We start from the raw sequence: 12,074 nt of genomic DNA on the forward strand, positions 1-12,074 counted from the left end.
GGGAATGTGCCGGGATGCGGAGCGGAACGGCGGTGCGGACCCTCGTCTCGGCTCTCGTCCTCAGTTGAGGACGGGAACGCGAACCTCAGTGGCGCGAGGCGAACGCGTTCCAGACGCCTGCGCCCAGCACGACGGACGCGGCGAGCAGCGGCGCGACGAGTGCGGTGCCGGCTCCGGCGGCGTCGGCGACGAGACCGGTGAGAGCGGATGCTGCGGACTGGCCGACGACGATGGCAGAGCCGAGCATCGTCATCACGGTGGCGGAACGGCCCCGCGGGCTGAACGCGGCGGCGAGGCTGTACTGCGAGACGAGCGTGGGGCCGATGCCGACGCCGATCACGAGGAGGCAGGTCGCGATCGCGCCGATGCTGCCGACGAACGGCAGCGCGATGGTGCCCGCGACGAGGATCGACGCGAACGTCAGCCACCGCGCGCGCAGCGTGAAGCGCGCCGGGAACAGCGCCACGCCCAGGGCGAGGGCCGCCGAGCCGATGCCCATCGCCCCGTAGACGAGCCCTGCCTGCTCGGGCACGCCGCGTTCGGCCATGAAGGCCGTGAGCGAGGTGAGCATCGCTCCGAAGAACAGGCCCATGCCCAGTGCCCCCACGACGGGAGCGAGTACGCGCGGACGGAAGAGCTCGCGCACGGGCGCCTGCTCCGGCCGCGCGGCACCGACGGCCGCAGTGGCGGTCTGCGCCGTGGGGTGCAGCGCGAACGCGCTCACGAAGACCAGGCCCAGCACGGCGGCGCCGATCACCGGCGCGGCGGGGTTGAGGGTGGTCGCGAGCAAGCCCACGATCACCGGGCCGAAGACGAACACGATCTCGTCCGCCGCGGACTCGTACGCCATCGCACCGTTCACGACGGGCGTCCGGCGCTCCTTCGGGTACGCCCGGCCGATGATGCCGACGAGGCGGCTGCGGGAGAGCGGCGCGACCTGGGGCATGGTCGCGCCGATGAAGAATGCGACGGCGAGGAGCGCAGCATCCGGAACCGGCGCGAAAGCCAGCCACGCCATCGTCGCGAGCATCGCACTGTTCGCGGCGCCGGCGATCAGCAGCACACGGCGCTGGCCGAAGCGATCAGCTGCGGCTCCGAGCAGCGGGCCGACGAGGGCGGTGCCGAGGCCGGTCATGGCGCTCGTCGCGCCGCCGAGCGCGAGCGAACCGCGCGCCGAGACGACGAGCGTCAGGATGCCGACCACCATCATCGCGAACGGCAGGCGCGCGATCAGCGCGATGGGGAAGTACGCGTACCCCGCCTCGCGGATGAGGCTCGGGCGCCGGACGGCGGCGCGCGCAGCGGTGTCGGTCTCGACGAGTGTCGTGTGCATCTTGCTCCTGGCCATGCGCCGGGGGTCGGCGGCTGTTGGTGCCGCCTTGTGCGCAGCCGGGAGCCGCAGACAGGTAGATGCACATCGAAATGGGCACTGCCAGTCTACCGTGGCCCACCTGGGCAGGACCTGGCCGGGCTCTGGGGCCCTGGCTTCTCAGGGTTTGGGGCGCGTTGCGCGCGTTCGGGGCGCACGTCGCGCGCCCCGAACGCACAGCGCGCGCCCCGAACGCACAGCGCGCCCCGAACGCCGGCCGACCCGGTCAGAGCACGGCGCCGACCATCGCCTCGCCGAGCGGGGTGCGCCGGTGCAGCACGCGGGCGCCGTCGCGTGTGCTCGCGAGCAGGCCCGCGTCACGGAGCACGGTGAGGTGGTGCGAGGCCGTCGAGATCGCCAAGGCGGTGTCGCGCGCGACCTGCGAGGTGGTGCGCGGTTCGTGCGCGTCGAGGAGGATGCGCGCGCGTGCGGGGCCGAGCAGCGCGCCGAGCGCCGACGCCGCATCCGCAGGATCGCGCGCCCACGTCGCCGTCACGCCCTGCGCCGGGTAGAAGAGCGTCGGCTGCGCGGGCGGTTCGGTGAGGACGAAGCATCCCGTGGCACCCATCACCGACGGCACGAGCACCAGGCCGCTGCCGCGGCAGTCGACCACTTCGCTCCAGATGCGCATCGTGACGCGCACGGCTCCGTCCGACCATGCGACGCGGTCGTGCAGGCCCTGGATCATCGCGCCGATGCCGCTCTCGGCGATGCGTCGCGAGCGCACCGCGATGTCGGCGCGGAGCAGCCGCTCGAGCTGCGTCCACACCGGCGCGATGCCGGAGTTCCACACCGACAGCCACGCCTCGGCGATCATCGCCCGGGCGCGGTCGGGCTGCTCGAGCATCCGCTGCACCGCTGCACGGCGCGAGCCGTCGGTGCGGACCAGCACCTTGGTCATGTCGACCTCGAAGCGCTCGTCGTCGATGTCGCGCAGGCGCGCGGCCTCGGCCTCCGGCGTGAGCTCCCACGTCGGAGTGGTGGTGAGGAAGTCGGGGAAGTAGCCCTCGTCGCGGATCAGCAGCGCGAGCACCTCGAAGTCGTCGCGCGGGATGGCACCGCGGGTCGCCCGCATCCATCCCCATTGCAGCGGGTACTCGTCGGGCCGGAGGCTCGCGCGCACCGCGTGGCACAGCTCGTGGCCGGGCGAGATCCCGAAACGGATCGCCGTGAGGTCGTCCGGCGCGAGCTGGAAGTCGACGAACTTTCGATCCACATCGAAACTATAGGGTCCGCAGGTGCCGACGACGAGGGTGGGACCACACAGACCTACAGGACGGAGCACTCCATGAGCATCGCGATCCCGGGCATCGTCCCTGCCGCCGACACCCGCGTCGGCACGGGGACGTTGCGCCGCTTCATCGGCGCCGAGCACGCCGCCGGCGTGTCGTACTTCTTCGTCGACAACGAGCCGGGTCAGGGGCCCGACATCCACCGTCATCCGTACCCCGAGACGTGGGTGCTGCTCGAGGGCGAGGCGCGCATCACCATCGACGGCGACGTGCTTCACGCCGTCGCCGGTGACACCGCCACGGCACCAGCCGGCGCGTGGCACGGCTTCAAGAACTGCGGCGCCGGGCGGCTGCGGGTGCTGTGCATCCACGCCTCCGACCGCATCATCCAGGAGTGGCAGGATGCTCCTGGAGTGCTCGACATCCCGTCCACCGGCAACTGAGGAGATCACACATGTCGTTCCAGGCATACCTCGACAACATCGAGTCGAAGACCGGCCTCACGCCGCGCCAGCTCATCGAGAAGGCCCACGAGAAGGGCTTCGACGAGACGACGAAGGCGACGCCGATCGTCGAGTGGCTCGCCGCCGACTACGGCCTCGGCCGCGGCCACGCGATGGCGATCGTGCACGTCATCACCAAGGGTCCGCAGATCAGCGACAAGCACGTAGGCACCGACACCACCCACTCCGACCCGTCGAACACGCTGTGGCTCGACGGCAAGGCGACGAACCCCAACCCGTGAACGACCGCGGCCGGCGGGGCGCGCATGGCGTCGCCCCGCCGGCCGCGGTGTTCCGGTCGATCGGCCGGACCGACCCGCCGGAACCGTCCGTCACTCGAGGGTGAAGACCACTTCCGTGGTGTTTCCGGCGACGTCCGACACCACGAGCACGTTCTCACCGAGCTGCGCGCCCAGCTCGCCGGCCCGGATGCGATCCACGTCGCTCTTGCCGGCCGCGGACTCCTGTTCGACGCCGTTCAGCGTCACCGAGGCGATGCGATCGTTGTCGCGGATCCGGAAGCTCACCGCTGTGTAGGTCCCGTCGTGGCCGGTCGTGAAGGCGGCACCCTTCTTGATTTTCACGGTCGGGGCGGTGCCGTCGACCGAGAACGCGAACGTGGTGGTCGGCGACACGTTGCCGGCCTCGTCCGTTGCGGAGTACCGAACGGTGTAGTCGCCGTCGGCGAGACCGGTCACCGTCGCGGTGTGGGAGGCGGCCATGGCGCCGTCCACCTCGGTCAGGGTGCGCTTGACGAGCTTGCCGCCCTTGTAGACGTCGGCGACGATCCGCGCGAGCCCGGCGTCGTCTGTGGCGTCGACCTGGATGGCGACGGCGCTCAGCGGCCCTGCGGCCGCGGGCGAGACCAGGACAGCACCCGGGGCCGAGGTGTCCGGCGCCCACAGCGCCACGAGCTCGATCGACGTCGTGTCCGCGGGGATCGTCCAGTCGGCCGGCAGCGGCTCGGTTGAGCCCGCCAGCGCCCACCCGGCGAATCGCTCGCCGGTGCGGGACCAGTCCTTCCCGGCGACATCCGTGATGGAGGGCAGGCCGAAGCCCTGTGCCGGCGCGTCGACGGTCGCAGACTCGTCGCCCGAGGCGAGCGAGACCTTCACCGGCACGACGTAGGCGGACGTCCCCTGCGCGGTGGTGCGGGTGGTGTCCTCGAGCATCCAGCGGGTGCCGGCTGCGGCATCCGTCAGCGTCATCGACACGCCGGAGCCGGCCCGGCCGTCGAGCACCAGCGAGCGGCCGTTGGCGCGGTTCACGAGATGCCCGTCGTACTCGTTCGCCGCGGTCGAGGCGTCTGCGGCGAACGTCCACGTCTGGCGCGGGTCGGACGCGTCGCGCGCGACACCGCGGTACGCGACCTCGGTGTCGGAGACGGCGGTCAGCACACCGCTGCCGTCCGAGGCGCTGATCACGAAGCCGCCGCCCTCGTAGGCGATCTTCCACACTCCGCCGCCCCAGCGGAACCAGATGACCATGTCGCGCGACGGGTGGTCGGGGTCGCCGGCGTAGCGGTCGATCTGGTACTCCGAGCCGAGGCTCGCGGTCACGATCCGGAAGATGTCGGCGCCGTAGTCCACGTCCGTCGCGCCCACGCGCGCCGGCTGCACGGGCTCCTGGCGGAAGTCGCCGTGGTGGATGTCGGGGGCGGGGACGTCCCACGGCGAGGGCATCGCGACGTCGTCGGGGTAGATCGTCGCGAAGAAGGCGTACGAGACGGGGTCGTACTCCTTGAGCTCCGCGCGCGTGTTGATGGGGCTGCGCACGCCGTCGTTCCAGTCGGGCTTCTCGGCCATGTTGTCGAACCAGATAGCCGACAGTGTCGCGAAGAACTCGTCGCGGTTGGACATCGCGTAGGTGTTCGGCCAGCGGCCGGTCGTGTACGCGTTCTCGTAGGCGGCGAAGAACGCGTCGGAGAGCGTCTGGTCGGCCTGTTCCTCGATGCCGACCGACAGAACCGCGTGACCGAACTCGTGCACGAGGATGTTCTCGTTCGGATAGGCCGTGTTGAGGAACGTGTTCGCGTCGCCGCGCGTGCGCAGCACGTTGCGCTCGGAGATCGACGACACGCAGTTGTTCCACATGTTGCCCCCGTAGCCCTCGACGTCGTACATCGTGGGGTTGTAGCCGCCGCGGTGCTCGGGAACGAGGTAGGCGTTCTCGCGCGACCCGTAGACCGTGAGCGAGCATCCGTTCGCGGCCATCGTGGCCGCGATCCCCGTGCCGCTGTGGGCGAGCTGCGCGTCGACCTGGGCGGCGGCCTTCGTCAGCGTGGTCGCGCCGACGCGTTCGCCGGCCTTGACCTCGATGCCCGCGCCGGTCATGAGCGACTGCGTGTAGTAGTCGAGCTTCGGCACACCCGTGTAGGTCGCGGTCTTCGCGGCGTTGCCGGCGGCATCCGCGATCGCGGCGCCGTTGATCTCCAGGGTGAGGGGCAGGCTCGGGTCGATGGTTCCCGTGTACGCGATGCTCGAGAGATGGAGGTCCTCGGGCAGCCGCGCCATGCTGTTGGCCGCGGTCGCGGCGATCTGCCTGTTGTCCTTGTCGAAGAAGATGGTGTCGGTGCCGCCCTGCGCCGGCTTCGCCCGGAGCGAGATGGTCCGGTCGCCGTTGCGCAGCGTGATGTTGCCGGGGCTCACCGCCGCGTTCTCGTCGACGTAGCGGTCCCAGTAGATCTCGAGGTACTTGGCCTCGTTGATCACCCGCACCTCGGTGACCTGCGGCCCGTCGAAGCCCGCGTCGATCTGCACCGTGCCGTCGGCGCCGACGGCCACATCGCCATCGGCCGCGACGGCCGCGGGGCCGGTCCAGGCCAGCGCCGAGGCGACGACGAGGCCACCGATGGTCAGGCCGCCGACGAGGGTTCTCCTGCGTTTCATCTGCTCACTCCGTTGATCTCAGCCGGGCGACGACACTCGGAGAAGAGCCGGAACTTCAGGGTGGAGCGTCGTCGCATCTCGTACTCCGCAACCGATAGCGGCACGTAGTGGTGCAATGCTACTGGTGATATGTGAAATTGCACCAGGGCTCATGCGAGGAAAACACGACGCGACCCCCGGGGTTCGCCCGGAGGTCGCGTGGCCATGCGCGTGCGTCAGGGTGTGGTCAGCACGCCGTCGATCCGCCGGGGGATGCCGAGCGGGTTCGATGCCTGCAGGGCCGGAGGCAGCAGGGCATCAGGCATGTTCTGGTAGCTCACCGGCCGGAGGAACCGCGTGATCGCGGCGGCCCCCACCGACGTGGTGCCGACGGCGGTCGTGGCGGGGTACGGCCCGCCGTGCTGCTGCGCCCACGTCACCGAGACCCCTGTGGGCCACTGGTTCCACAGCACGCGCCCCGCCTTGGTCGACAGCACCGGGACGAGCTCGGCCGCGACCGCATCGCCCTCCGACCCGACGACCGTCGCGGTCAGCTGGCCCTCGAGCACCGACGCGACGGCGACCATCTCGGACTCGTCCTCGTACGTCGCGATGAGCGCGGCCGGGCCGAACATCTCCGAGATGAGCGACTCGTGGTCGGCTTTCAGCGCCGAGGCCGTGGTCTTCAGCAGCACGGGTGCAGGATCGCCGGACGCGACGGTCGAGCCCGCGAGGACCTCGACCGCGTCATGGGATGCCGTGGCCTCGACCGCGCCGCGGAAGCCCTCCGCGATCCCGTCGTTGAGCAGCGGCGCCGGGGCCGGCAGCGACGCCTCGGCGAGCAGTGCGTCGAGGCCGGAGTCGGCGGGGACGAGCAGGATGCCGGGCTTCGTGCAGAGCTGGCCCGCGCTGCCGGTCACGGAGGCGACGAAGCCGTCAACGATCTCCCTGCCGCGCTCGGACGCGGCCGACCGGGTCACGAACGCGGGGTTGACGCTGCCGAGCTCGCCGTAGAACGGGATCGGCTGCGGCCGGGAAGCGGCGATGTCGAAGAGCGCGCGGCCCCCCGCGATGGAACCGGTGAACGCGGCCGCCTGGATCAGCGGATCCTGCAGCGCCTGCACTCCGGCCTGCGTGCCGTACACGGTGTCGAACAGTCCGCGCGGTGCGCCGGCGGCGGCGAGCGCGTCCTGCACCACCGTGGTCGTCCGTGCGGAGAGCTGAGGATGCCCGCGGTGGGCCTTGAGCACGACGGCGTTTCCGGCCGCGAGGGCGCTCGCCGTGTCGCCGCCCGCCACAGAGAAGGCGAACGGGAAGTTGCTCGCGGCGAACACGAGCACCGGTCCGATCGGCTCGAGCTGACGGCGCAGGTCGGGCCGGGGCGCGCCCATCGGCCACTCGCCGTCCGCCCGGTCGATGCGCGCGTCGAGCCAGGTGCCCTCCTCGAGCACCTCGCCGAACAGCCGAAGCTGGAAGCTCGTGCGCCGCACTTCGCCGCGCAGGCGCGGCTCGGGCAGGTGCGTCTCGCGCTGTGCCTCGGCGATGAGTTCGTCGGCGTGCTCGTCGAGGGCGTCCGCGATAGCGCCGAGCGCGCGGACACGTTCACCGATCGTGCTGCGGCGCCAGACGGCGGATGCCTCGGCCGCGCGCCGCACGATCGCGGAGACGTCCTCGGGGGTGGTGGCGGGGATGGTCATCGTCGGTCCTTTCCGTCGGCGAGTGCTGCGAGGTCGGCGACCGTCAGCGGCGTCGCAAGTGGCCGCTTCGCGAGCGGCTCGAGGTCAGCGGGCTCGGCAGGCCTCCCGGTCTCCGCCGACACGAGACAGGAGAGCGCGAAGCCGCACACGCGCCCCTGGCACAGGCCCATGCCGGGGCGCGCCGTGACGCGCACGTCCCGTGGGTCGTCGGCGGCGAGCGCGTGCACGGTCGCGCGTACCGCGTCGGTGTCGACCTCTTCGCACCGGCAGACCGTGGTGTCGCCCGCGAGCCAGGTGGGCCAATCGGCGGGCACGGGGGAGGCCCGGTGCATGCCGACCGCGAAGCGGCGGCCGCGCGAGATGCGACGGCGCAGCCTGGCGCGCCGGCGCGGGTCATCGGCGCGGCCGGCGTCGGTCGCGGCGCTGAGTGCCGCGAGCTCGCCCTCGGCGCACGACTGGACCGCGCCGCCGATGCCCGTCACCTCGCCGGCGAGGTAGACGCCGGGCACGCTCGAGCGCTGGTCGGCGTCGGCGACCGCCACGAGCGAGGAATCGACGTCGACGCGGGTCTCGGCCCCCAGGCCGATCGCGAGCTCGAGCTGCGGGGTGAACCCCCAGCCCAGCGCGACCAGGTCGGCCTCGACCACGCGCGCGGTGTCCGGCCGGATGCGGCCCCGTGCATCGACCCGCGCCAGCGTCACGCGCGAGACTCGACCCGCTCCGGCGACCGCCGCGACCACGGTGCGGGTGCGCAGCGGAATGCGGTGCTTCAGGAACGTCGTGGCGTAGCCGACACCCTCGAGCAGCTTGCCGGGCTCCTGAATCGCACGCAGCGGTGTCGCCGCCCAGCGCGACAGTGCGTTCGCGTCGCACACCGCGACCACGTCGACGCCGGCGTCCGCGAGGCCCGCGGCGACCGAGAGGAGGAACGGGCCGGTGCCCGCCACGACGGCGCGGCGTCCCGCCGCCACCTGGTTCGCCTTGAGGAGCGCCTGCACGCCGCCCGCGGCCATCACGCCGGGGATCGTCCACCCGGGCAGAGGGAGCTGGCGATCGTATGCGCCGGTGGCGAGCACGACGCGCTCCGCGCGGACGTCCCGCTCGCCGCGTCCCGTGCTGCGAGCAGCGTTCGAGGCATCCGTCTCGTCCGTGTCGGTCGTCGACGTGGTGCGCAGCACGAGCACCGTGTCGTCGCGGTCGATGCGCCACACCTGACGCCCGGAGAGGTGGACGAGCCGCCCTCCCCCTACGGCGTGACGCAGCCGTGCGCGGAGCTCGCGGTAGTGGGCCCAGTGGTGATGGCCGGTGGACTCGGGGTGCGTGAACGCGTCGAGGTGCTGCTCATCGGGGTGACGCCAGTACTGACCGCCCGTCTGCGCGCCTGCATCGACGAGCGCGACCGTCAGGCCCCGCTCGGCCGCCACGACCGCGGCCGACAGCCCGGCCGGTCCTGCTCCGATCACGGCGAGTTCGTAGACGGATGCCTCAGCCACCGTGCGCTCCCGTCACCGGCAGCGGCTCGTGGGGGTCGTCGCCGGCGACGACCTGCCCGTCGCGCGCGGACGTGACACAGGCTCGCCGGGCGCGACGTCCATCCACGGTGAGGATGCAGTCGTAACAGACGCCGATGCCGCAGAACAGCCCGCGCGGCTCACCGGCACCGCGGGTCGTTCGCCAGGAGGTCACCCCGGCCGCCGTCAGGGCGGCACCGATCGTCTGCCCCTCACGGAAGGGGATGGGGCGTCCGTCGAAGGTGAGTTCGCCGGTGCGGCGCGAGTCCGGGGCCGTCATGCGGCGGGCCTTTCGTCGAAGCGGTGTGGCCGGAACGGCTCCAGCGACAGATCCGTGGGCTCGCCGCGCAGGGACTGGACGAGGAGCTTCGCGGTGCCGACCGAGAGGCCGATGCCGGCGCCCTCGTGCCCGGCCGCATGCCAGAGTCCCGGCATCCGTCCGTCCTCTCCGATGACGGGGAGGTGATCCGGGCAGTAGGGACGGAATCCCGAGTAGGTGCGCATGATCTGGACATCGGCGAGCACGGGGAACAGTTCGATCCCGGCGCGCGCGACGCGGCCCACTGCCTCGGGCGAGAACGTGGTGTCGAACCCGACCCGCTCGCGGCTCGCGCCCATGAGGATCGTGCCGCTCGGGGTGCCCTCCACGACCGACGACACCTGGAGACCCGCGTCCGAGCTCGCGACGTTCTCGACGTACTCGGCGGAGTAGACCTTGTGTCGGACGGTGGGAGGCAGTGGCTCCGAGACGAGCACGAAGCCGCGGCGGGGCAGGACCGGGACCGTGACCCCCGCGAGCGCGGCGACCTCGCCGCTCCAGGGGCCTGCGCACACGATGACGGCGCCCGCGTCGATGCGTCCTGCGGCCGTGTCCACGCCGGTGACCCGCCCGCTCGCGACGCGGATGGCGTGGACGACGGTGTGCGTCAGCAGCCGGGCCCCGCGGTCGCGCGCAAGCCGCAGCAAGTGGTGCGCCGCGAGGACCGGCTGCACCTGGGCGTCGTCCGGGTAGAACGCGCCGCCCACCATAGCGGGGTTCAGGTAGGGCTCGATCTCGCGCAGCGCCACCGAGTCGGCCACGTCGTCGACACGGATGCCGAGCCCGCGCTGGTGCGCGACGAGCAGGTCCAGCGCGCTCTTGCCGCGGCCGGTCGACGACACGACCAGTCCGCCCTTCGCCTCGAACTCCCAGTCCGCGGCGTACTCGGCGAGCTCCCCGCGCCAGAGCGTCTGCGAGTACAGCGAGAGCTCGAGCTCGGGTCCGACCTCTTTGTCGGAGACGAGGAGGTTCCCTTCGCAGCGACTCGTCGTTCCGGACGCGATCGATCCGCGCTCGACGATCGTCACCGAGAGACCTGCGGAAGCTGCGAAGTACGCGACGGCCGCGCCGAGGATCCCCGCCCCGACGATGACGACGTCCGAGCGGGGTGCTGCGGCCGCGCTCATGCCGGTCTGGGTGTGCCTGCGGGCGCGGCGCCGGCGGCGGAATAGCCGGACCAGTCCGTGAGGACGTGTTCGATGTGGGCGTGGACGAGCTCGCGTGCCCGGACGGCGTCGCCGGCCTCGATCGCGTCGAGCATCTCGTCGTGCTCGCGCGCCGACGCGGTCAGCCGGCCCTGCTCTGCGAGAGCGGAGAGCCCGAACAGCCTGGTCTGCGAGCGGAGCGACGCCACGAGCTCGGTGAGGCGGGTGTTGCCCGCGTACTGCAGCAGTGCCAGGTGGAAGTCGCTGTCGGCGGTGAGGTATCCGATGAGGTCGCCGGTCTCGGCGCCCTCGACGATCGCCGCAGCCTGTCGTCGCAGCTCGGGAAGGGCCTCGGCGGGGACGAACGGGGTCGCGCGCTCGATCGCGGGCGGCTCGAGCATGAGGCGCAGCTCGGTCACCTCGTAGAGGTCCTGCGGCGACACCTCGGTGACCTGGAATCCACGATTGGGGAGTGCGATGACGAGCCCTTCGCGCACGAGGTCGAGCATCGCCTCCCGGATCGGCGTCGCTGACACGCCGAACTGCTCCCCGAGGCTCGGGGCGGAGTACACGCGTCCGGGCTGCATCTCACCGCTGATGATGGCCGAGCGCAGCGCACGTGTGACGGTGTCGCGGATGCTCGGCTGCTTGCTCAGTCGTACGACGCTGCGCAGCTCGGGACCGGTCATCTGTACGCCTCCTCGGACGCGAACGGCTCGTCCCTTCGCGTGGACTCCATGATCCTCTCCACGACGGCCAGGTCTTCCCACGCCATGCCGACCCCGGTGTACACTGCCGGCGCCTCGGGGCGGCGGACGAACTCGCCGCGGACCAGCTCGGCCAGGTTCGCGATCGGCTGGACGCCGCTTGCCCATTCCTCGTCCGTGCGCGCGGCGGCGAGATTGCCGTTCTCGCGGATCGCCGACGCGCGCGCCTCGACCACGAGGTCGGCGGCACGCACGAGCCGGTCGCCGAGTTCGCGGTGATCGCGTCCGTGCGATCCGATCGCCGCCACCACGGCGTCCGCGCGGACATCGTCGAGGTCGAGCACGGGGGTCGGCGACGAGGTCGCGGCGACCACGACGTCCGCAGTCGCGAGATCGTCGCGGGAACCGGCCTCCGCGGCGACTCCAGCGGCGCGCAGTGCGGCGACGGCGGACGCGACACGGTCGGGCGTCCGCCCGATGACGCTCACCCGTTCGACCGGCAGTCGGTCGGCCAGGGTGAGTGCGTGCTCGACCGCCTGTGGGCCCGACCCTGCGACCGCGAGATGGCCGATCGACGTCCGAGCGCCGGTGGGGTCTGCTGCGAGCAGTGCGGTGACCGCCACGGCCGTCACCGCGGGGGTTCGGAGCGTCGTGAGCCGTGGGGGGGGGGGGGGGGGGGGCGCGGGGGGGGGGGGGGGGGGGGGGGGGGGGGCGGGGGCGGGGG

The 12,074-nt window shown here is 72.1% G+C and carries 10 protein-coding genes and 1 pseudogene; 2 read left to right on the forward strand and 9 right to left on the reverse strand.

The genetic code is table 11. The annotated features are described in order from the left end of the window. Positions 1–85: 85 nt before the first annotated feature. Both Q9R33_RS20140 and Q9R33_RS20145 read right to left on the reverse strand, forming a co-directional pair. On the reverse strand, positions 86–1,333 hold the full coding sequence (locus Q9R33_RS20140; protein ID WP_311294907.1) for an MFS transporter: 1,248 nt from the start codon (positions 1,331–1,333) through the stop codon (positions 86–88). 262 nt (positions 1,334–1,595) lie between these two features. Next, positions 1,596–2,585 carry a DUF5937 family protein gene (locus Q9R33_RS20145; RefSeq protein WP_311294908.1) on the reverse strand — a complete coding sequence of 330 codons (990 nt, stop codon included), beginning with the start codon at positions 2,583–2,585 and terminating at the stop codon, positions 1,596–1,598. A gap of 72 nt (positions 2,586–2,657) precedes the next feature. Here Q9R33_RS20145 and Q9R33_RS20150 point away from each other — a divergent pair, with 72 nt between their 5' ends. Together Q9R33_RS20150 and Q9R33_RS20155 are read left to right on the forward strand one after the other, a co-directional pair. Next, on the forward strand, positions 2,658–3,044 hold the full coding sequence (locus Q9R33_RS20150; protein WP_311294909.1) for a cupin domain-containing protein: 387 nt from the start codon (positions 2,658–2,660) through the stop codon (positions 3,042–3,044). Between the two features lie 11 nt (positions 3,045–3,055). Next, positions 3,056–3,346 carry a DUF4287 domain-containing protein gene (locus Q9R33_RS20155; protein ID WP_311294910.1) on the forward strand — a complete coding sequence of 97 codons (291 nt, stop codon included), beginning with the start codon at positions 3,056–3,058 and terminating at the stop codon, positions 3,344–3,346. Positions 3,347–3,436: 90 nt separating this feature from the next. On the opposite strand, the gene Q9R33_RS20160 is transcribed toward Q9R33_RS20155, so the two are convergent. From Q9R33_RS20160 to Q9R33_RS20190, 7 genes and pseudogenes are all read right to left on the reverse strand, one after another. Beyond that, positions 3,437–5,992, reverse strand: a complete 2,556-nt coding sequence (locus tag Q9R33_RS20160; RefSeq protein WP_311294911.1) for a hypothetical protein — start codon at positions 5,990–5,992, stop codon at positions 3,437–3,439. A 215-nt stretch (positions 5,993–6,207) separates the two neighbouring features. Continuing rightward, on the reverse strand, positions 6,208–7,668 hold the full coding sequence (locus tag Q9R33_RS20165; protein ID WP_311294912.1) for an aldehyde dehydrogenase (NADP(+)): 1,461 nt from the start codon (positions 7,666–7,668) through the stop codon (positions 6,208–6,210). Continuing rightward, positions 7,665–9,161 carry an FAD-dependent oxidoreductase gene (locus tag Q9R33_RS20170; RefSeq protein WP_311294913.1) on the reverse strand — a complete coding sequence of 499 codons (1,497 nt, stop codon included), beginning with the start codon at positions 9,159–9,161 and terminating at the stop codon, positions 7,665–7,667. The genes Q9R33_RS20165 and Q9R33_RS20170 overlap by 4 nt, the downstream gene beginning before the upstream one ends. After that, positions 9,154–9,459: a (2Fe-2S)-binding protein gene (locus Q9R33_RS20175; RefSeq protein ID WP_311294914.1), complete on the reverse strand. Its 306-nt coding sequence runs from the start codon at positions 9,457–9,459 to the stop codon at positions 9,154–9,156. Before Q9R33_RS20175 ends, Q9R33_RS20170 begins: the two co-directional genes overlap by 8 nt. Continuing rightward, positions 9,456–10,625 carry an FAD-dependent oxidoreductase gene (locus Q9R33_RS20180; RefSeq protein ID WP_310251215.1) on the reverse strand — a complete coding sequence of 390 codons (1,170 nt, stop codon included), beginning with the start codon at positions 10,623–10,625 and terminating at the stop codon, positions 9,456–9,458. Before Q9R33_RS20180 ends, Q9R33_RS20175 begins: the two co-directional genes overlap by 4 nt. Further along, positions 10,622–11,332, reverse strand: a complete 711-nt coding sequence (locus Q9R33_RS20185; protein WP_310251211.1) for a GntR family transcriptional regulator — start codon at positions 11,330–11,332, stop codon at positions 10,622–10,624. Before Q9R33_RS20185 ends, Q9R33_RS20180 begins: the two co-directional genes overlap by 4 nt. Further along, positions 11,329–12,074 (reverse strand): annotated as a pseudogene (locus Q9R33_RS20190) (hypothetical protein); the annotation flags it as partial. The gene Q9R33_RS20185 and the pseudogene Q9R33_RS20190, both read right to left, overlap by 4 nt.

This window comes from Microbacterium sp. PRC9 (assembly GCF_031844125.1).
GTDB lineage: Bacteria > Actinomycetota > Actinomycetes > Actinomycetales > Microbacteriaceae > Microbacterium.